General features: G+C 73.5%; 16 protein-coding genes. 4 read left to right on the plus strand and 12 right to left on the minus strand.

What is annotated here, in order from left to right:
• Window positions 1–21: 21 nt before the first annotated feature.
• The 7 genes from IE247_RS17245 to IE247_RS17275 all read right to left on the minus strand — a co-directional run bounded on the left by IE247_RS17245 (window position 22) and on the right by IE247_RS17275 (window position 10307).
• A complete protein-coding gene (locus IE247_RS17245; protein ID WP_190124033.1) occupies window positions 22–1710 on the minus strand; it encodes a (2,3-dihydroxybenzoyl)adenylate synthase in 1689 nt (562 codons plus the stop codon).
• Complete coding sequence (locus IE247_RS17250) at window positions 1707–5282, minus strand: non-ribosomal peptide synthetase (protein ID WP_190124034.1); 3576 nt, start codon at window positions 5280–5282, stop codon at window positions 1707–1709. Before IE247_RS17250 ends, IE247_RS17245 begins: the two co-directional genes overlap by 4 nt.
• Entirely contained in the window at window positions 5279–6673 is a 1395-nt protein-coding gene (locus tag IE247_RS17255; RefSeq protein WP_190124035.1) for a salicylate synthase, read from the minus strand. Before IE247_RS17255 ends, IE247_RS17250 begins: the two co-directional genes overlap by 4 nt.
• A gap of 157 nt (window positions 6674–6830) precedes the next feature.
• Window positions 6831–7046, minus strand: a complete 216-nt coding sequence (locus tag IE247_RS17260) for an MbtH family NRPS accessory protein (protein ID WP_229869190.1) — start codon at window positions 7044–7046, stop codon at window positions 6831–6833.
• A gap of 192 nt (window positions 7047–7238) precedes the next feature.
• Window positions 7239–8105 carry an ABC transporter ATP-binding protein gene (locus IE247_RS17265; protein ID WP_190124036.1) on the minus strand — a complete coding sequence of 289 codons (867 nt, stop codon included), beginning with the start codon at window positions 8103–8105 and terminating at the stop codon, window positions 7239–7241.
• Window positions 8106–8178: 73 nt separating this feature from the next.
• Window positions 8179–9285 (minus strand): FecCD family ABC transporter permease, encoded by a 1107-nt coding sequence (locus IE247_RS17270; RefSeq protein WP_229869174.1) that lies wholly within the window; start codon window positions 9283–9285, stop codon window positions 8179–8181.
• Window positions 9282–10307 carry a FecCD family ABC transporter permease gene (locus tag IE247_RS17275; RefSeq protein WP_190124168.1) on the minus strand — a complete coding sequence of 342 codons (1026 nt, stop codon included), beginning with the start codon at window positions 10305–10307 and terminating at the stop codon, window positions 9282–9284. Before IE247_RS17275 ends, IE247_RS17270 begins: the two co-directional genes overlap by 4 nt.
• 356 nt (window positions 10308–10663) lie before the next feature.
• On the opposite strand from IE247_RS17275, the gene IE247_RS17280 reads away from it, so the two are divergent.
• Window positions 10664–12151 carry an MFS transporter gene (locus IE247_RS17280; protein ID WP_190124037.1) on the plus strand — a complete coding sequence of 496 codons (1488 nt, stop codon included), beginning with the start codon at window positions 10664–10666 and terminating at the stop codon, window positions 12149–12151.
• 71 nt (window positions 12152–12222) lie between these two features.
• On the opposite strand, the gene IE247_RS17285 is transcribed toward IE247_RS17280, so the two are convergent.
• On the minus strand, window positions 12223–12441 hold the full coding sequence (locus IE247_RS17285) for a ferredoxin (protein ID WP_308433242.1): 219 nt from the start codon (window positions 12439–12441) through the stop codon (window positions 12223–12225).
• A 5-nt stretch (window positions 12442–12446) separates the two neighbouring features.
• Window positions 12447–13637: a cytochrome P450 gene (locus tag IE247_RS17290; RefSeq protein ID WP_190124039.1), complete on the minus strand. Its 1191-nt coding sequence runs from the start codon at window positions 13635–13637 to the stop codon at window positions 12447–12449.
• A gap of 111 nt (window positions 13638–13748) precedes the next feature.
• Here IE247_RS17290 and IE247_RS17295 point away from each other — a divergent pair, with 111 nt between their 5' ends.
• A complete protein-coding gene (locus IE247_RS17295) occupies window positions 13749–14342 on the plus strand; it encodes a TetR/AcrR family transcriptional regulator (RefSeq protein ID WP_190124040.1) in 594 nt (197 codons plus the stop codon).
• A gap of 171 nt (window positions 14343–14513) precedes the next feature.
• Window positions 14514–14717: a hypothetical protein gene (locus IE247_RS17300; protein WP_190124041.1), complete on the plus strand. Its 204-nt coding sequence runs from the start codon at window positions 14514–14516 to the stop codon at window positions 14715–14717.
• On the opposite strand, the gene IE247_RS17305 is transcribed toward IE247_RS17300, so the two are convergent.
• Window positions 14704–15615: a DUF3626 domain-containing protein gene (locus tag IE247_RS17305; protein ID WP_229869175.1), complete on the minus strand. Its 912-nt coding sequence runs from the start codon at window positions 15613–15615 to the stop codon at window positions 14704–14706. The genes IE247_RS17300 and IE247_RS17305 overlap by 14 nt on opposite strands.
• Window positions 15616–15703: 88 nt before the next feature.
• Window positions 15704–16183, minus strand: a complete 480-nt coding sequence (locus tag IE247_RS17310) for a hypothetical protein (protein WP_190124042.1) — start codon at window positions 16181–16183, stop codon at window positions 15704–15706.
• Between the two features lie 230 nt (window positions 16184–16413).
• On the opposite strand from IE247_RS17310, the gene IE247_RS17315 reads away from it, so the two are divergent.
• Complete coding sequence (locus IE247_RS17315) at window positions 16414–17370, plus strand: aminoglycoside phosphotransferase family protein (RefSeq protein ID WP_190124043.1); 957 nt, start codon at window positions 16414–16416, stop codon at window positions 17368–17370.
• Between the two features lie 123 nt (window positions 17371–17493).
• Here IE247_RS17315 and IE247_RS17320 read toward each other — a convergent pair whose 3' ends face one another.
• Entirely contained in the window at window positions 17494–19548 is a 2055-nt protein-coding gene (locus IE247_RS17320) for a PhoX family protein (protein ID WP_190124044.1), read from the minus strand.
• Window positions 19549–19816: the final 268 nt, after the last annotated feature.

Raw genomic sequence — 19816 nt, forward strand, 5'->3', positions numbered from 1 at the left:
GGGGTGCGGGGTGCGCGCGTGTCAGCCGGCTTCGGCTTCGTCGGTGAGCCGGGCGACCAGGTCGCGCTTGCTGATCTTGCCGACCGCGGTGAGCGGGAGGGTGTCGAGCACCACGAGCCGGTCGGGGTGCATGAAGTCGGCCAGGCCCCGGTCGGCGAGATAAGCCTTGACCTCCTTGATCCGGGGCTGTTCCGCGCCGGGGGCGGCGGTGACCACGGCGCAGACCAGCTCGCCGAGGGTCTCGTCGGGCAGGGGGACCACCGCGGCCTGGGCGATGCCCGGATGGGCGAGGAGATGTTCCTCCAGCTCCGAGGCGGAGACGTTCTCGCCGCCCCGGTTGACGACGTCCTTGGCGCGGCCCTCGACCACGAGGTGGCCGGTCGGCAGCCGGCGGACCAGGTCGCCGGTGCGGAAGAAGCCGTCCGGGGAGAACGCCCCGGCGTTGTGCCCGGCCGCCCGGTAGTAGCCGCGCAGGGTGTACGGGCCCCTGGCCCACAGCTCCCCCACGGTTCCGTCCGCCACCGGGGCTCCGTCCCGGTCGAGTACGCGCACCTCGTCCTGCGGGGAGAGGGGGCGGCCCTGGGTGGTGGCGACGGTCTCGGGGCCGTCCTCGGGCCGGGTGTAGCTGAGGAGTCCCTCGGCCATGCCGAAGACCTGTTGCAGGGAGCAGCCGAGGGCGGGCGGGATCCGGCGGGCCAGGTCGGGGTCGAGGCGTGCGCCGCCCACCTGGAGGAGCCGCAGCGAGGAGAGGTCCTCCGGGGCCCACTCGGCGTACTCCGTCCACAGCCGGGCCATCGGCGGCACCAGGGCGGTGACCGTGACGCCTTCGCGTTCGATGAGGGGGAAGGCGACGTCGGGGCTGGGGGCGGGGGCCATCACGGCGGTGCCGCCCGCGCTCCAGATGCCGAGGAGTCCGGGGCAGGCCAGCGGGAAGTTGTGGGCGGCGGGGAGGGCGGCCAGATAGACGTCGGCCGGGCCCAGCCCGCAGACCTCGGCGCTGGCTCGGGCGTTGTAGGCGTAGTCGTCGTGGGTACGGGGGATGAGTTTGGGTTTGCCGGTGGTGCCGCCGGAGACCAGCAGGACGGCGGGGGCCGAGGGGTCCGCGGTGGGCAGCGGGCCCGGTTCGGCGCTCACCGAGTCGAGCGCGGTGAAGGGTCCGGGGTCCCCGGCGACCAGGATGTGCCGCAGGCTGGGGACGCGTTCGGCGACCTCGGCGGCGAGCGCGCGGTGGTCGAAGCCCGCGTACCGGTCGGGTACGACGTAGGCGACGGCCTCGGAGAGCGCGGCCAGATGGGCGATCTCGGAGCGCCGGTGCGCCGGGAGGGTGAGGACGGGGACCGCGGCGCAGCGGGCCAGCGCGAACAGCAGCACGGCGAAGTCGGCGCTGTTGGGGAGCTGGACCAGGACCCGGTCGCCGGGGGCGATGCCGAGGGAGAGGAGTCCGGCGGCGAGGGTGTCGGCGCGGCGGTCCAGTTCGGTGTAGCTGAGGCGCAGGTCCCCGAAGACGAGGGCGGTGCGGTCGCCGGAGCGGGCGGCCCAGGTGCGCGGCAGCTCGCCGAGGGCGGTGCCGCGCCAGTGGCCGAGGTCGCGGTAGCGGCGGGCGTCCTCGGCGGGCCAGGGGGTGAAGGCGGGGCCGTCGGGGAGGCTCGCGGGCCCGGGAGGGCCCTCGGGTGCGGAGGGTGCGGAGGGTGCGGAGGGTATGGAGGTCATCGGCCGTCCTCCTGACCGGGTGCACGGGCGGCGTCGAGCCGGGTGGCGACCTCGTCGTCGCTCAGCGCCTCGATGTCGAGGAAGAGCTGGGCGACCCTCTCCAGCCGGCCGGGGTCGGGGTGGGCGGCGGCCAGCGCGCGGGCCAGTCCGGCGACGGTGGGGGCGGCGAAGAGCATCCGCACGGAGGCCTGTGGGGCGTCCAGTGCCTCCCTCAGCCGGGCGATGATCCCCGTGGCGCGCACCGAGTCGCCGCCGAGCGCGAAGAGTTCCTCGTCGGCCGCGACGTCCTTGACGCCGAGGGTCTGCTGCCAGATGTGGGCGACGGCCCGCTCCAGCGGGGTGCCCGGCGCCGTACGGGCGGGGCCCGGGCTCTGCCGGGCCGTCAGCGCGGCGAGCGCGGCGCGGTCGGTCTTGCCGTTGGCGGTGAGCGGGACGGCGTCCAGGACGGTGATCCGGTCGGGCACCATGTGCGGCGGGAGCCGGTCGCGGAGGGCTTCGCGGAGGGCTTCGGGCGTGGTGTCGGACGCGCTGTGCGCTCCGGCCGGGACGACGGCCGCGGTGAGGGCGGCGGGGCTGCCCGCGGCGAGGGCGACGGCGGAGCGGACCCGGGGGTCCGCGGTGAGAGCGGCCTCCACCTCGCCGAGTTCGACGCGGAAGCCCCGGATCTTCACCTGGTGGTCGCGGCGGCCCAGGAATTCGATGCCGTCGACGGGGGTCCAGCGGGCCTGGTCGCCGGTGCGGTACCAGCGCCTGCCCAGGTGTTCGACGAAGCGGTCGGCGGTACGCCCGGGGTCGCCCCGGTAGCCGAGGGCGACGCCGTCGCCGCCGATCCACAGCTCGCCGGGCACCCAGTCGGGGCAGTCCCGGCCGAGGTGGTCCACCACCCGGCAGACGACATTGCGCAGCGGTGTTCCGTAGGGGACGCAGTGCCAGTGCGGCGGCACGGTCCCCACCTCGCGGACGGTGGAGTGGATGGCGGTCTCGGTGGTGCCGCCCAGGGCGACGAACCGGCAGCCGGGGACCTTCGCGGCGAGCCTTCCGGGCAGTTCGGGGGCGACCCGGTCGCCGCCGAGCAGGACCAGCCGCAGGCTGTCGCCGGGGTCGTTCGCGCCGGTGAGCAGCATGTCCAGCAGCGCGGGTACGCAGTTGAGGACCGTGACGCGGTGGCGTCGGGCCAGTTCGGCCCAGCGCGCGGCGTCGCGGCGGTCGTCCTGGTCGGGGAAGACGACCGCGCCGCCGGTGGAGAGCGGGGCGAAGAGATCGAAGACCGACATGTCGAAGTCGAGGGCGGAGAGGGCGAGGGTGCGGTCGCCCGGGCCCAGTGAGTAGCGCTCGGCGAGGTCGTCGAGGGTGTTCACGACGGCCCGGTGCGGCACGTCGACGCCCTTGGGCTCGCCGGTGGACCCGGAGGTGAACAGCAGATACGCGGGGCGCTCCGGATCGTCGTCCGTCCCGTCCCCGGGCTCCCCCGTACCGCCGGAGACCGGGGCGGGCAGCGGCGGGACCTGGAGCGCGGCGGGCAGCGGCAGGGCGCGCCCGGAGTCCTCGGCGGCGTCCGGGCCGGGGTGGCCGGCGGTGACGGTGACGGAGAGTCCCGCGGTCTCGGTGATGCGGGCGGCGCGGGCGGGCGGCTGGTCCACCCCGATGGGCGTGTAGGAGCCCCCGGCGGCCAGCACTCCGAGGACGGCGACGGCCTGGCCCGGCCCCTTGGGGAGGGTCACTCCGACGGGGTCGCCGGGGCGCACTCCCCGGGCGGCCAGCGCCGCCGCGACCCGCAGGGCGCGGTCGGCGAGGTCGCCGTAGGTCATCGTGCCGTCGTCGCCCCAGAGCAGCGCCGGGGCGTGCGGATTCCGCCGGGCCAGGGTGAAGAAGTCCTGGTGGAGCGGGCGGTCTCGGCGGGGCCGCCCGGTGTCGTTGGCGCGGGCGCGGGCCGCGGGCTGCGCCGCGGGCGGCAGATCGTCGACGGGCAGGTCCCAGGCGGGGCCGTCCTCGGCGAGCCGGTGCACCAGCCGTTCGAAGGCGCCGAACATGGCCTCGGCCGTACCGGGGGCCAGTTCGTCCTCCCGGATGTCCCAGTTGACCAGCAGACCGCCGCCGAGTTCGGTGATCTGGGCGTCGAGCAGCACCTGGGGGCCCTGGGAGACGATCCACACCGGGTCGCCGAAGGCGGCGCGCACGGTGGGGTGGAAGAGTTCGCCGAGGTTGAGTGCGCTGGTGAAGACCACGGGGGCCAGCACCTGTTCACCGGCCCGCCGGGTGAGGTCGCGCAGCACCTCGACGCCGGAGTGGTCGGCGTGGGCCATGTCCGCGTGCATCCGGGTCTGGATCGCGTGGGCGCGGTCGGCGAAGGGCAGCGGCTCGGTGAGGTCCACGTCGAGGAGGACGGAGCCGGTGAAGTCGCCGATGATCCGGTCGATGTGCGGGTGGAGCGGCTCGCGGTCGAACAGCGGCACATTGAGCAGGAACCGGGGGGTGGCCGACCAGGCCCCGATGACCTCGGCGAAGGCGGTCGCCACGGTCATCGCCGGGGTCAGTCCGCGCCGCCTGGCGGCTTCGGTGAGCCGGCCGCGCGCCTCGGGGCCGAGGACGAAGTGCCGGCGGGTGACACGGGCGGCGGCCGTCCGGTCCGGCTCGGGGGCCAGGGGGAGTTCGGGCGCGCCGGGGAGGTGGGGCAGCCGCTCCCGCCAGTGGTCGGCGGCCGTCCGCGCGGCTTCGGGGCGGGCGGCGCGGTACTGGCGGTAGCTGTAGTCGATGGCGGGCAGTTCGGTGTCCGGCTCGGTGTGCAGACGGGCGAGGTCGGCGAGGAGGATCCGGTAGCTGACCGCGTCGGCGGCGACCATGTCCACATCGAGGTGGAGACGGGTGCGGTCGCCGGGGAGCAGGCTGAGCGCGGTGGAGAAGACCTCGCCCCGGTCGATGCCGAGCAGTTGGTGGGAGAGGGTCTGCCGGATGTCTTCGAGCCGCCGTTCGAGGGCGGGTCCGTCGAGCCCGCGCAGATCGTGCACGGTCAGCCCGCGCCAGCCGGAGCGGGCCTCGATCCGCTGGCGTCCGTCGTCGGTGAAGCGGGCGCGGAGCATCGCGTGGCGCTCCACCAGCCGTTCCAGCGCGGTGCGTAAGACCGCCGGGTCGACGCCTTGGCCGGGGGCGGTGTCGAACTCGGTGTAGAGGTGCGCGGCGACGCCGCCGAGCCGCTGTCCGTCGGTGCGGCCGATCCAGTAGGCGTGCTGCATCACCGCGAGGGGGAACTCGGCGCCTTCACCGCCGTCGCCGTACCTGCCGCCGTCCTTCTCGCCGTCCTCCGCCTCCGTCTCCGTCTCCGCCCCGGCGGGCGTTTCGGGGGTACGGGCGGTGAGCAGCCCGGTCCAGGCCGCGAGCGTGGGGTTCTCGGCGAGTTCGGCGAAGTTCACCATGAGGCCGCCGCGCCGCCAGCCGCCGATCAGACGCATCACCGCGATGGATCCGAGGCCCAGCGCGAAGAGATTGGCGTTCTCGTCGATCGCCCCGGGCTCCTCGTCGACGAGTTCGGCGATCGTCCGGCGCAGCGCCTCGGGGGTGGGTTCGTGTGAGGTCATCGGTCTGTCGCTCCGAAGTCGCGGTTGCGCGGGTCGCGGGGCCCTTCGGGGCTGCCGGCGTCGGACGGCGTGCGGGGTACGAGGAATCTGCTGGTGCTGCGGAGCTTCTCGCAGGTCTCCTCGAACTCGCGCTCGGGAGTGGAGTGTTCGACGATGCCGGCCCCGGCGCGCAGCCAGGTGCGGCCGTCGCGCTGGAAGACGGTCCGCAGGACGAGGGCGGCGTCGAGGGAGCCGTCCGCGTCGGCGGTGAGGACCGCGCCGCTGTACAGGCCCCGGGGGAGGCTCTCGTACCGGTGGATCGCGGTGCAGGCGGCGGCCTTGGGGAGGCCGGAGGCCGTGACGGCGGGGAAGAGCGCGGCCAGCGCGTGCCAGGCGTTGCGGCCGGGGGCGAGGCGTGCGCCGACCCGGGAGGCGAGGTGCTGGACGCTGCCCCGTCTGCGTACGTTCATGAACTCGTCCACGGTGACGGAGCCGCGCTCGGACATCGGGTACAGCTCTTCGCAGGCGGCCTTGACCGATATCGCGTGCTCGAAGATCTCCTTGGGGTCGGCGAGGAGTTCTTCGTGGCGGTCGTGGTCGGCCGCCGGGTCGCCGGTCAGGGCCCGGGTGCCGGCCAGTGGCTGGGTGGAGATCCGGCCGTGCGCGTCGACCTCGACGACGGTCTCCGGGCTGAATCCGGCCGCCCGGTGGACTCCGAGGTCCAGCAGGAAGGAGCGGGCGGGGGTGTTGCCCCGGCGGCCCAGCAGATAGGTGGCGGCGAGGTCGATCTCCTGCGGCACCGGGACGACCCGGGAGAGGATGACCTTCTGGAGCTGTCGTGCCCGGATGTCCTCGACGGCGGCGGCGACGGCCTTGCGGTACTCCTCGCCGAGTTCGCCCTCGTCGAGGTCGAGCGGCGCTCCGGCGGCCGGGGCGGGTTCCTTGGCGAGCAGTTCGGCCAGCGCGGGCAGGGCCCCGGGGTCCAGGGCGCGCAGGGTGGCCTCCCCGTCCTGCCAGCGGACCTCGGTCTCGGGGACGATGAGATGCAGCAGCGGTTCCGGACCGGCGAGCTGGGGCAGGCCGTGCAGGAAGTACGCCAGCTCGAACCCGGCCCAGCCGTAGGCGCGCCATCCGGGCAGCGGGCAGGCGGCGAGGAGGTCGGCTATCTGCTGGAGGGGTGCGGGGCCGGTCGCCAGGGTGCGGTCGCCGAAGCTGTCCCGCACCTCGATCCGGTCCGGGTAGAGCAGCAGTTCATAGGCGGCGCCGGCCCCGAAGGACCACTGGCCCGCGCGCTCGTAGAGCACATGGGGCGCGGTGGAGGCCCCGGCCAGGGAGGCGGCGACCGCGAGGGGGTCGCCGAGGGCGCCGACGGTGGCGGATCGGTAGCCGGATCGATCGGAAAGTGTGGTCACCGCACGCTCACTGCATGCTGAAGGTGCTCCGTGGTCCGCATGGGAAGTCCTCTTCTGGCAGCACAGAGTGCGCCGTGACAGATTCAGGTCCTGGACGGCTCAGAGGCAGGTTCGCACCTGCTGATGAGGGGGGGTGTACGCGAACGGGTACGGCGGGTCAGCGGGGCGCGGGGGCCCGGGCGTCCCGCTCCATCCGGCGTATGAGGCTCTGCGGACGCATGTCGGTCCACTGCCGTTCGTTGTGCTCCGGGCACGAGGAGCGAGTGCCTTCACTGTCGACCGGGGCGTAGAAGGTTCCGCTGTCGTCGTCAAAGGGGTTCGTCGTCATGGACGAGTTGATCCTTACGTCGTCGGCCTGGGGTTCCCGTGCCATGATCCACTCACATGGATACTTAGGTAAGTCTAACCTAATCCCTTCCGTGCGCACCACTGTCACCCATCCCAAATGCCCCTGTTGGAAGGGTAATTAATGACCTTCCGCTTGCGGAACTCGCCGTAGTCGCAGCAGTTGACGGGGGGAATGGGGAACGGACGGGAGTCCGGCCCTCCGCGTGACGGGCCCGGCTCAGCCCCGTCGCGCGCCGTCGGCGGCGAGCAGCCCGGAGGAGGGCGCGTCCAGCCGGCGGGGGTCGTCGGGCCTGGCGAGGGGGACCACCAGCGGAGTGCCCACCTCCGGGTCGGGGATGATCCGGCAGGCGAGCCCGAAGACCTCCTCCACCAGCTCCGCCGTGATGATCTTCGAGGGGTCGCCCTGGGCCGCGATCCTGCCGTCCTTCATCACGATCAGATGGGTGGCGTAGCGGCACGCCTGATTGAGGTCGTGGAGGACCAGGACCAGGGTGTGCCCCTGTCCCCGGTGCAGGTCCCAGCAGAGGTCGAGCACCTCGACCTGGTGGGCGAGGTCGAGGAAGGTGGTGGGTTCGTCCAGCAGCAGCACCCCGGTCCGCTGGGCGAGGACCATGGCGAGCCAGACCCGCTGGCGCTGCCCGCCGGAGAGTTCCTCGACGAAGCGGTCGGCCAGCTCCAGGACGCCGGTCATCTCCATGGCCTCGACCACCGCGCGCTCGTCCTCGGCGGACCACTGGCGGAGCATCCGCTGATGCGGATAGCGCCCGCGCGCCACCAGGTCGCCGACGGTGATGCCGCCGGGGGCGGTGGAGGTCTGCGGCAGCAGTCCGAGCCGCCGCGCCACCTCCTTCGCGGAGTAGGAGGAGATCGGCGCGGAGTCCAGCCGGACTGTCCCGGCTCTCGGTTTGATCATTCGGGAGAGGGCCTTGAGCAGGGTGGACTTGCCGCAGGCGTTCGGCCCGACGATCACCGTGAAGGAGCCGTCCGGGATGCGGACGTCCAGGGCGCTGGCCACCACCCGCTCGTCGTAGGCCAGGGTGAGGCCCTCGCCCTGGAGCCGGACACCGTGCGCGGAGTCGCTCATGTCGTTCCCTGCCCGCTTCCGAAGTGGTGTGGTGCGCAGTGGATTCCGGCGACGTCCCGGCGGGGGCGCGCCATCAGCGGTTCCGCCATTCCCGGCTCAGCAGCCAGGCCAGATACACCCCGCCGAGCGCCGCGGTGGCGACGCCGACCGGCAGTTGTGTCGGGGCCAGCACCCGCTGCGCGGCCAGGTCGCCGACGACCAGCAGCAGGGCTCCCATCAGCGCGGCGGGCAGCAGTCCCGACCCGGCCGAACGGGTCAGCCGGCGGGCGAGCTGGGGGGCGGCGAGCGCCACGAAGGCGATGGGGCCCGCGGCGGCGGTGGCCACCGCGGTCAGCCCGACGCTGGTCACCAGGAGGGCGAGCCTGGTCGGCTCGGCGGGGACGCCCCGGGCGCGGGCCGTCTCGTCGCCCATCTCCAGCAGCGACATCCGCCGGCCGAGGGCGAGCGCGGCGGGCACCAGGACCAGCAGCGCGAGCGCCAGCGGCAGCGCGTGCTCCCAGCGGCGGCCGTTCAGACTGCCGGTGAGCCAGAGCTGCGCGGTGTGCGCGTCGGCGAGTGCAGCGCGCGTCAGGAGATAGGCGTTGAACGAGGCGAGCATCGCGGTGGTGCCGATGCCGATCAGAATGAGGCGGAAGCCCTGCACCCCTCGCCGGAAGGCCAGCCCGTAGACCACGGCGGCGGTCGCCAGACCGCCGACGACCGCGCCGGCGGCGACGCCCTGGAGGCCGCCGCCGAGCAGCAGGATCACGATCAGCGCGCCGGTGGCCGAGCCGGTGGTGAAGCCGATGACGTCCGGGCTGCCCAGCGGATTGCGGGAGATGCTCTGGAACATCGCCCCGCTCATCCCCAGCGCCACCCCGACCATGACGGCGACCAGCAGCCGGGGCAGCCGCAGTTCGTTGACGATGAAGTCCAGCCCGGCGGGGCCGCCGCCGAACAGCGTGGCGATCACATCGGGGACCGAGGCCTGATAGCTGCCGGTGGTCAGACTCACGACGCCCACGACCGCGGTCACCGCGGCCAGCAGCGCCCCGGCGGCCAGCGAGCGGAAGTGGAAGCGGAGGGAGACCGCCCCGGCCGGGGTGCGGAGCACCCGTCCGGTGACCGGCCTGCCCGGCCCGGCGGACTTGTGGGGCCCGGCGGACTTGTGGGCGGGGGGACCCCCGCGTACCGCGCTCACAGCCCGGTGACCCTGCGTCGGCGGCTGAGCGCGATGAAGACCGGCGCGCCCAGGAACGCGGTGACGATGCCCGCCTCCAGCTCCCCCGGCGCGGCGAGCAGCCGCCCGGCGATGTCCGCGCCCAGCAGCAGGGCCGGTGCGAGCACCAGCGAATAGGCCATCACCCAGCGCTGGTCGGGGCCGGTGAGCAGCCGGACGACATGCGGGACCGCCAGGCCGACGAAGGCGATCGGCCCGGCCGCGGCGGTGGCCCCGCCGCAGAGCAGGGCGACCGCCAGTGCGCCGATCAGCCGGGTCCGCTCGGTGTGCGCGCCCAGCGCCCGGCCGGTCTCGTCGCCGAGGGCCAGCGCGTTCAGCGGGCGGGCCAGGGCGAGCGCCACAACCACGCCCAGCAGGATCAGCGGGCCGACCTGGAGGGCCACCGCCAGATCGCGGCCGGCGAGTGAGCCCACGTCCCAGAAGCGGAACTTGTCGAAGGTCTCCACGTCATGGAGAAGGACGGCGGAGACGAAGGCGATCATCGCGGCGTTGATCGCCGCCCCGGCGAGCACCATCCGGTCGGGGGTGGCCGCCCGGCCGGTGGAGCCGAGCAGATAGACCAGGGTGTAGGTGGCCGCCGCGCCCAGGAAGGCGAACCAGACGTAGCCGATCGGGGAACCGACGCCCAGGAAGGAGATCGCCACCACCACGGCGGCCGAGGCTCCGTTGTTCACGCCGAGGAGTCCGGGATCGGCCAGCGGATTGCGGGTCAGCCCCTGCATCAGCGCGCCGGCGAGCCCCAGCGCGGCGCCCGCCAGCAGCCCGAGCACGGTGCGCGGGATCCTCAGCTCCCGCACGATGAAGCCCTCTTCGCCGCCCCTGCCGTCGAAGAGCACCTCCCAGACGGCCGTGAACGGGATGCTCCGCGCGCCGACCGAGAGGCTGAGCACACAGACTCCGGCGAGCAGTACGGCACCGGCGAGCAGGCCGCCCCAGCGTTTCGTGGCGGCCCGGCGGCGCGGCGAAGGGGAGGCGGCCCCCACGGGCGGGCCGGGGGCCGTCGCGGCCGGCTCCTCCGCGGTCTTCGTCAGAAGGACGGGGGACGAACCGCCCGGCGGATCCGGGGACTCGGCCGAGGCTGTCGCCGCCGGACCGTACCGCCTCACCACCCGGTCACCGTCGCTCCGGGAAAACGACACAACGCCTTCACCACCAGGCCTCCCCCGTTCGCACCCAGCAGTCCATAAGTTGATAAGGAAAGCCTAACCATCTCTCGCCGAACGAATCAACTTGCTCCGCACGGCAGTTGGGGTCTCGGAAAACCCTTCCAGCTTGCACACAAGTGGACTTAGGCATACCTTACCTGAGCAGTTGTGACTCGGGTACACAGGAGGTAACCATGGGTGATTCCGGCGGCCTCTCCCCGACCAGGGACACCGCGCCCGGACCGCTCCCCGGCGCCACGGGGGCGAAAGGCCGGGGGCCGTCCGCCCGCACCGGGCTGGTGCTGGCCGCGGTCTGTCTCTCCCAGCTCATCGTGGCGCTGGACATCAGCGTGGTCAATGTCGCCCTGCCCGCCATCAGCCGGGATCTGGGCTTCTCGGCGGGCTCGCTGGCCTGGGTGGTGAACGCCTACACCCTGGTCTTCGGCGGGCTGCTGCTCCTCGGGGGGCGGCTGGCCGATCTGTTCGGACACCGCCGCACCATGATCGCCGGGCTGCTGCTGTTCGGGATCGCCTCGCTGCTGGGCGGCTTCGCGCAGACCCCGGGCCAGTTGATCGCCGCCCGGGCCGGGCAGGGGCTGGCGGGCGCGGTGCTCGCGCCGATCGGCCTCACCGTGATCATGGTCACCTTCGCGGAGGGCCCGGCCCGCAGCAGGGCGGTCGGCACCTGGGCCACCGTCGCCGGTTCCGGCAGCGCCCTGGGCGTACTGGCGGGCGGACTGCTCACCGATCTGCTCGGCTGGCGCTGGGTGATGCTGATCAATGTGCCGCTGATCGCCGTGGCCCTGCCGATAGCGATGGCGGCCGTACGGGACCGGCCGACGAGCGAGCGGCCCCGGCTCGACATCCTCGGTGCGGTGCTCGGCACCGCGTCGATGACCGCCCTGGTCTACGGCGTTCTGAGCACCGACCGGCACCCCTGGGGCTCGGCCCGGACCCTGTCCGTCCTGGGCCTGGCCGTGCTCCTCGGCCTCGCGTTCACCCTGTGGGAGCGGCGGAGCAGCGCCCCGCTGGTGCGGCTGGGGATACTCCGGACCCGCACCGTGTGGCTCTCCAACGTCAACTCGCTGCTGGTGGGCGCGGCGATGGTGAGCGGCTTCTATCTGGCCTCGCTCTACCTCCAGGACGTGCTGCGCCACACCCCTCTGGAGGCGGGCTTCGCCTTCCTGCCCTTCTGCTTCGGGGCCATCGGCGGCAGCGTGGCCGGCATGCGCCTCGTCAAGACGGTGGACCGACGGCTGCTCATCGTCGGCGGTCTGCTGCTCCTCGCCGCCGGAATGGCCTGGTTCAGTCTGGCGGACGCCTCATCGACCCTGGTCGGCGGGTTCTTCGGGCCTTCCCTGGTGGCGAGCGTCGGCATGGGGCTGAGCATGGTCACCAACACTTATATGGGCACCTCCGGGGTGGCCCACCACGAGGCAGGTCTCGCCAGCGGACTCCTCAACGCGGGCCGCCAGTGCGGCGGGAGCATCGGCCTCGCGGTGCTCGCCACCGTCGCGGCCGCCGCGACCAGGGCCTCCGAGGGCGCGGGGGCCGGAGCCCGGGAGGCGCTGGCGGCGGGGTACGGCCGTGCCTTCCTCGTCACCGCCGGGCTCGCGCTGGCCGCCGCCGCGCTCACCGCGGTCGCCCTCCCCCGGCTCCGGACCACCGCACGGGAAGCGTGAGCCGGAGCCGGCGGAGGAGCGGGCGCGGCGGAACCCTGTGGGGGAATCCCCCGCGCTCGCTCCACTTCGGTTCATTCGCGGCGGGGGCCGATCACGGCGGTCCCTTCGTGGACGGTGATCGCCAGGGCCGGGCAGATCTCGGCCGCCTCCAGGGCGCGTTCGTCCGGTTCCGCGCCGTCCTCACGGGCCCGTGCGCGATCGCCGTCCAGCGCGAACACCTCGGGGGCGATCGCGGCGCACATCCCCGAGCCCAGACAGAGCCGGGAGTCGACCCGTACGCTCCGGCTCACGCCGGTCACCAGGCGACGGGCATGGCCCGGGGGCCGCGCACCAGCATCTCGGTCTTCCACACCACATCACCGGCCAGCCGCAGCCCGGGGAATCGGGAGATCAGCCCGCCCAGGGCCTCCTGGAGCTCCAGCCGGGCCAGCGGCGCGCCGAGACAGTGGTGCGCCCCGTGGCCGAATCCGAGGTGCTGGTTGCCCTCGCGGGAGATGTCCAGGACGCCGGGGGCGGTGAACCTCATCGCGTCACGGTTGGCCGCGCCCGCCGCGACCAGGACCGGGGTGCCCGCCCTGACGAGGGTGGTGCCGACCACGACGTCCTCGGTGGCGTACCGGGGGTGGGCCGCGCCGCTGCCCAGCGGCACGAACCGCAGGAGTTCCTCGACCGCGCCCGGGATCAGCTCCGGGCGGGCCCTCAGCAGAGCGAGCTGATCGGGGTGGTCCAGCAGGGTGAGGACGAAGTTGGGGATCTGGGTCGCGGTGGTCTCGTGCCCGGCGACCAGCACGGCCACGCACAGATCGACGAGCTCCTCCTCGGAGAGCCGGTCGCCGCCGTCCCTGGCCTCGATGAGCGCGGTCATCAGATCGTCCTGCGGCTCCTCGCGGTGGCGCTCGATCAGCCCCGCCATGTAGACGCGCAGCTCCTCGCGGTTGGCCTCAGCCTCGGCGGCGGTGAGGGAGCTGGTCGACAGCGCCGCGTCGCTCCAGATCCGGAAGCGGGGGCGGTCCTCCAGGGGCACCCCGAGCAGCCGGCAGATCACCGCGACCGGCAGCGGCAGCGCGAAGCCGTCCACCAGGTCGGCGGGGGCCCCGGTCTCCTCCAGCGCGTCGAGGAGGCCCGCGGTGAACTCCTTGACCTGGGGCCGGAGCCGCTCGGCCGCGCGGACCGTGAACGCCTTGGCGACCAGGGAGCGGAGCCGGGTGTGGTCGGGCGGGTCCATGCTGAGGATCCCCCGGTCATTACGGCCCTCCGACTGCCGGGGCGCGTCGTGCTCGGCGGCCAGGGCGCGGCTGAACCGCTGGTCGCCCAGGACGAACCGGGCGTCCGCGTAACGGGTGACCAGCAGGGCCGGTTCGCCGTAGGGCATACGGACGGAGAGCAGGCCCTCCTGGTCTCGGGCGTGCTCATAGGCGTCGGCGAGCTGGAGCCCGTCGGCGGTGTTGAAGGGGTAGGCAAGGGGTGTGGTGGTGTCGGCTGTCACTGCGGCCTCCCAGATGTAAGCATCTGCTTACAACGGTAGGCCCGGCCTCCGGGGCGGTCAACGACCGTATACAGACGTTGTTCTGACGAACCTTCGGAAAGGAACACCCTCGTGGAAGAAGCTCCCTGTCCGCCCGCCGGAGAACGCCGCCGCGACGCCGCCGCCACCCGGCTGCGGCTCCTCGAAGCGGCCCGGGACCTGTTCGCCGAGCGGGGCTACGAGGGGACGACGGTCCGCGAGATAGCCGAGCGGGCCGGGGCCAATCAGGCGCTGCTGTTCCGTTATTTCGGGTCGAAGCAGGGGCTGCTCACCGAGGTCGTCGCCCAGGGCGGTCTGGAGCGGCTGCGCGCGACGCCCCCCGGGGAGCTGTTCGAGGCCTCCCTGCGCTCGCTGCTGACCGGGAGCGCCACCGGCGCGGCCGACCGCTCGCTGGAGGTCTATCTGCGATCCGTCGGACGGGGCGAGGAGGAGGCGGGAACCCTGCGGGAGCTGGGCGAGGAGTACCAGAGCGCCCTGGCCACACTCTCCGGCGCCGAGGACGGGGCCCTGCGCGCCGACCTCGCCATGGCCTGGCTGCTCGGCATCGGCCTCATGCGCACGGTCGTCGCCCGCGAGCCCCTGGCGGGCGCGGATCCCGACGCCGTCTGCCGGCTCGTCCTCGGAGCCCTCGACCATCTCTGGTCCGCCCCCGACCGGACGGAGTAGCGGCCGCGCCGGACAGGCCGCCGTACGGCGGATCCCCTTGCTGCGGCCGTGTGAAACCCGGCCGCCAATCAGGTGCGTACCGGCATGTCGCGATGCCCCGGCCGACCGCGCGGGAACGTTTCAGCGGAAGTTCCCCCCTCTCTGGTCCATCGACCGTCAAGGAGAACCATCATGCGCGTCCGCGCCGTCCTGACCACCCTCGCCCTCACCGCCGCCGGAATCCTCGGCACCACGACCGCCGCTTCGGCCCTCGACTTCGGCGACATCGTCATCTCCTCGGAGCAGAACCCGAACGTGGTGGTGGGGTGTAGCCCGCACTGGGTGGTGCTCTCGCCGTCCGTGCAGTGCGGCGTCTTCCACATCACCGCTCCTTAGGACATACGCCTCCGGCCGGGGGCCGGCCGCACTCCGGCACCCCGGCTCCGGCGCGGTACGACGGGTGGCCGAATCGCGCCAGGCAGTGCCAGACCTTCTTGAGGTCCTGAAGCGCGTACCGGCCCGAACGGGCGGCATCCCCGACGACCTCGGGGGTGAGCGAGCCGCCCACCGCGATCTCGGCGCCCAGGTCCACGTACCGCTGCCCCCGGTAGCCCGGACGGCGTCGCAGCTCGTCCACGCCGAGCCGGAAGCCGGGATGCCATTCCACCGGGCACGGAAGCCGGTGAGCGGCGGCCTCGACCGCCGTACCGCGATAGCTGGGGTCCAGCACCAGCGCCTCCACGTCGGCGTCGAGAGCGACCGGCCCGTGGATCTGTGCCTCGATGTGACCGTCCAGGGCGTCGAGCCCGCCGGACCGGGCCAGTTCGATGAGCGAGCAGTGGGCGGCGACGCCGAAGTCCACAGGCTCGGTGGAGCTGTCGGGATAGCAGAACGTGGTGCGCGCGAGCGCCTCGGCGGTGAGCCTGAAGTACGAGGAGCCGAACCGGGGCGCGGCGCCGACAGGGTCGTGGCGGTGGTTCAGCGCGCCGTACACAGGGCGCTCGCGGGCCGGGGCGTGATCGTACGCGCCCGCGAAGATACGGCTCTCCCAGCGCCATCGGTCCCCGCCGGGGTGAGCGGTCAGACCGCCGTTCCCGGTGCCGGTCACGAACTGGGACCGATAGACGCCGTCCGCCGCCATGCTGTCCAGGATCGGGCGGTCTCCCGCCGTGCGATCGGGGTGGAAGTGCATCGTCACCCGTACGTCGGGAGGGAGGGGCCCGCCGGTGGAGAGGAGCGCGACATGCCGCAGGGCCTTCCGGCCCGGCGGCGAAGCGTGGTTGTGAGCGGCCATCCGGGCATTGTGCGGGAGCGGCGGTCGCCGCCGCACCCGAGTTCGTACGGGGGACGCGTGTGCCAACAGGCCCGGAGGGGGTGCCGGTTCAGCGGTAGGCGTCGCGGCAGAGGACGGTGACGGAGGGGTCGGTGATTCCGGCGGAGCTGTCGCAGATGTCCTTCATGCCGTAGGTCTTGCCCGGCCGGGGCGCGGGCGGCTTCGGTACCGAGGGGCGCGGCTCGTGGGCCCCCGGCCAGGGGACGCGCCGGCTCGGCGGAGGCGGCTGGGGGGTGCGGAGGGTGGGGACGGCGGGGAGGGGGCGGTCGAGGTGGGAAGGGTGGCGGGCGCTGTCGTCGGGTCGCTTCGCGGGGCGGGGCGCGGGCTTGTGGCTGGGGGAGGTGAGCTGTTCGCGGCCGGTGGGCTCGGCGGGGTGCCGGCCCCCGGCGGGGAGGGCCGACCGGCCGCCGTCCTGGGCCGGGCCGGGCGCGCCCGGCCCGCCCGTGGGCTCGGCCGGCACGGAGACGCACGCGGACAGGCCGAGGAGGACGGAGACGGACAGGACGAGGAGTACGGACCGCTGGCGCATCCGGTCATCGTCCCGCGCACCGGTGCCCGCGGCCCGGCGCACACGCCCGGAGACACCGGCACGAGTGACACCCGAGGACGGACGGAGACCTGCGCGGGATAATAATCCCGGGCCCGGCGGGGGGTGTTCGCCTAAGGTGATCCCATGCTTTGACGCATGCCCGAGGCCCGGGCGCCCCCGCCGCTCCTTCGTGTCACGGAGAAACCCGAACCCACGAAGGAGACCCCGACATGAATCCGTCGACCCCTGTCGACGTACCCGATGTGCCCGACGTACCAGACGTACCCGACGCGTTCGTCGCGTCGTACCTCCGGAACAACCCGTCCGGCCGGACCTGGATCGCCGCGCTGCCCGCGCTGGCGGCGGAGTTCCTGGACCGCTGGAGCCTGCGCCCGGACGGCCCCCCGGGGCACGGGATGGCCTCTCTGGTGCTGCCGGTGACCCGCGCGGACGGCACGGGAGCGGCGCTGAAGCTCCAGAAGGCCAAGGAGGAGAACGCGGGGGCCGCGAGCGGCCTGCGGACATGGAACGGCGACGGAATGGTGCGTCTGCTGGAGCACGATCCCGAGTCCGGGACCATGCTGCTGGAGCGGCTGGACGCGAGCCGCCCGCTGTCGGCGGTGGCCGACGACTCGGCCGCCATGGGGATTCTCGCGGAGCTGCTGGCGCGCCTGGTCGCCGTGGAGGCGCCGCCGGGGCTGCGGCGGCTGTCCGACATCGCCGCGGCCATGCTCGACGAGACGCCGCGCGCGGTGCGGGCGCTGCGCGACCCGGCGGAGCGGCGGCTGGTGCGCAGCTGCGCGTCCGCCGTGGCCGAGCTGATCGGCGAGTCCGGGGACCGGCTGCTCCACTGGGATCTGCACTACGGCAATGTCCTCGCCGGCCGGCGGGAGCCGTGGCTGGCCATCGACCCCGAACCGCTGGCCGGTGACCCCGGGTTCGAGCTGTGGCCCGCGCTGGACAGCCGGTGGGAGGAGACGGTGGTGCCCGGCGGGGTGAGCCGCACGGTGCTCCGCCGCTTCGACCTGCTCACCGAGGTGCTCGGGCTGGACCGGCGGCGGGCGATCGGCTGGACGCTCGGCCGCGTACTGCAGAACGCCCTGTGGGACGTGGAGGACGGCAAGGCGGCGCTGGAGCCCGCGCAGGTCGCCCTGGCCGGAGTCCTGCTGGAGCGCGAGAGGCGGTGATGAGCCGGTGCGGCCTGTGCGGCCGGTGAGCGGATGAGCCGGTGACGGCCCGGCGGCCGGGATCCGCTCGGGGAGCGATCCAGGCCGCCGGGTGTCCGTGCACCGGGCTGGGGCGGGTGCGGGTCAGACGCCGATGTCGCGGCCGTCCTCGCGCCAGACGGCGACCACGGCGGGCCGCACCAGCTTGCCCGGCCCGTCCGGCCAGGTGCTGCCGGGCAGTTCGACGGAGGCTCCGTCCACCTCGCCGGGGTGCTGGACCGCGACGACCACCCTGCGGTCCTGGACGATGGGACCGCAGGTCTCGGCCCCCACGGGCACGCTCAGGAACTGCTTCAGCTCACCGCGCCGCTCGCCCCGGGTGGCGACCCCGAAGAGCCCGTCGTTGGAGCCGAGCTTGTTGCCGTCGGTGGAGATCCACAGATTGCCGTGCGGGTCGAAGGTCACATTGTCCGGGCAGGAGATGGGGCTGACTCTCTCCTTGGGGAAGCCCGCGAAGTAGGTGGCCGGGTCGGCCGGGTCGCCCGCGACCAGGAAGAGCCGCCAGGCGAAGGTCGTGCTCGACGGGTCGTTGCGGTCCTCCATCAGCTCCAGGATCTGGCCGTGCTTGTTGAGGTTGCGCGGATTGGCCTCGTCCGCGCCGGGCTTGCCGGGCTTGCCCCGGTCGGTGTTGTTGGTGAGCGCCACATAGACCCGGCCGGTGCGCGGCGAGGGCTCGACGTCCTCCGGGCGGTCCATCTTGGTCGCGCCGACCTTGTCGGCGGCGAGGCGGGTGAAGACGTACACCTCGTCGGCGGTCATCCCCGGCACATGGGAGACATCGCCGGTGGCCAGCGGGATCCAGACGCCGGAGCCGTCGAACTCGCCGTCGTCCGGGAGCCTGCCCGAGCCGTCGATGGCCTCCGGGCTGTCGCCGGTGAGCTTGGCGACGTACAGCGTGCCCTCGTCCAGCAGGGTGAGGTTGTGCCGGCGCGCCGCGCGCGAGTGCCCCTGACGCATGCGCTTGGAGGAGACGAACTTGTAGAGGTATTCAAAGCGTTCGTCGTCGCCCGTGTAGACCGCCGGGCGGCCGTCGGCGGTGAGCCGGGGCTCCGCGCCCTCGTGCTTGAGACGGCCGAGCGCGGTGTGCTTGCGGGGGGTGGAGTCGGGGTCGTACGGGTCGAGCTCGACCACCCAGCCGTGGCGGTGCGGCTCATTGGGCTCCAGCGCCACGTCGAAGCGCCGGTCGAACCGCTCCCACTTGCGCTCGGTGACCCCGGTGGGGAGGCCGTAGCGGCGGTCGGTGGCGCGGGTGCCGTTGGCGAAGTACTGGTTGATGTTCTCCTCGCCGTGGAGGGTGGTGCCCCAGGGGGTGGTGCCGCCCGCGCAGTTGTTGAAGGTGCCCAGCACCTTGGTCCCGGTGGGGTCGGCCGAGGTGGTGAGCAGCGGGCTGCCGGCCGCCGGTCCGGTGACCTCGAACTCGGTCGTCGCGGTGATGCGGCGGTTGAGACGGTGGCGTACGACGGGGGTGAGCCTGCCGGTGCCGCGCTCCTCCTGGACCACGACGACGGAGAGCCCGTGTCCGGCCCAGCCGATCTCCACCTGTTCCCGGGTGGGGTTCTCGGGGTCGTAGCCGCGGAACATCAGCTGCTCGCTGGTGTACTCGTGGTTGGCGACCATGACCTGCCGGCCCCGCTCGCCCGGCAGGGGCAGGAGGGAGAGGAAGTCGTTGTTGTAGCCGAACTGCCCCTCCTGGGCCTTCGCGGTCTGGTTCTCCGCGTCGAAGGCGGGCGCGCCGCGCAGGATGGGGTCGCCCCAGCGGATCACCACCCCCTGGGCGTGTCCGGCGGGGACGGTGACCGCGTCGTTCACATTGGGGGGTACGGGGGTGAACCGCAGGCCCCTCGCTCCGTCGGGGCGGCCGTGGCCCCGGCCCGCGACCGGGGCGGCGTGCGCCTGGGCCCCGGTGCCCGGGACGGCGGTCAGGGCGGTGCCGGCGGCGGTCGCCACGGTCACCAGGGCGGTGGCCCGCACCACCGAACGGCGGGAGACGGCCGCGGCGATGATGTCGCCCGCGTACTCGTTGTCGCTGGTGTTCGGCACCTCCATGAAGCAGGCGTCGCCACAGCGGTAGCGACAGGTGAGGGCGGAACGTCCGCCCGCGTGCGGCTTGGTGCTCAAGAACGGCAGCAGACTGCGCACTGTGTGCTCCTCCTCCGGCGCTCTCGCGCCGACAGAATCTCTCTGGCATTTCTCCCGCCGGCCGTCACGGGGACGACCGGCCTTACCGCACGAAAGTCTTCATTCTTTCCGACCGGTTCCCGCAGCCGACGGGCGGGCGTCCCCGGAGCCCGTCGGCGAACTCCCGGCGGGGGGGGACGAGGTCCCCCCCGCCCGGCGCTCCCGTGTCTACCGCCGGAACACGCCGAGGCCCCGCCACCCGGGAAGGGGGGTGGGCCCCCGTAGGAGG

This window comes from Streptomyces inusitatus (assembly GCF_014651115.1).
Lineage (GTDB): Bacteria > Actinomycetota > Actinomycetes > Streptomycetales > Streptomycetaceae > Streptomyces > Streptomyces amakusaensis.

Excerpts from the sequence above, each read along its gene's own strand:
- IE247_RS17265 (WP_190124036.1), bottom strand. The coding sequence starts at position 8,105 with ATGAGCGACTCCGCGCACGGTGTCCGGCTCCAGGGCGAGGGCCTCACC.
- IE247_RS17260 (WP_229869190.1), bottom strand. The coding sequence starts at position 7,046 with ATGGCACGGGAACCCCAGGCCGACGACGTAAGGATCAACTCGTCCATG.
- IE247_RS17300 (WP_190124041.1), top strand. The coding sequence starts at position 14,514 with ATGCGCGTCCGCGCCGTCCTGACCACCCTCGCCCTCACCGCCGCCGGA.
- IE247_RS17310 (WP_190124042.1), bottom strand. The coding sequence starts at position 16,183 with ATGCGCCAGCGGTCCGTACTCCTCGTCCTGTCCGTCTCCGTCCTCCTC.
- IE247_RS17315 (WP_190124043.1), top strand. The coding sequence starts at position 16,414 with ATGAATCCGTCGACCCCTGTCGACGTACCCGATGTGCCCGACGTACCA.
- IE247_RS17245 (WP_190124033.1), bottom strand. The coding sequence starts at position 1,710 with ATGACCTCCATACCCTCCGCACCCTCCGCACCCTCCGCACCCGAGGGC.
- IE247_RS17305 (WP_229869175.1), bottom strand. The coding sequence starts at position 15,615 with ATGGCCGCTCACAACCACGCTTCGCCGCCGGGCCGGAAGGCCCTGCGG.
- IE247_RS17250 (WP_190124034.1), bottom strand. The coding sequence starts at position 5,282 with ATGACCTCACACGAACCCACCCCCGAGGCGCTGCGCCGGACGATCGCC.
- IE247_RS17280 (WP_190124037.1), top strand. The coding sequence starts at position 10,664 with ATGGGTGATTCCGGCGGCCTCTCCCCGACCAGGGACACCGCGCCCGGA.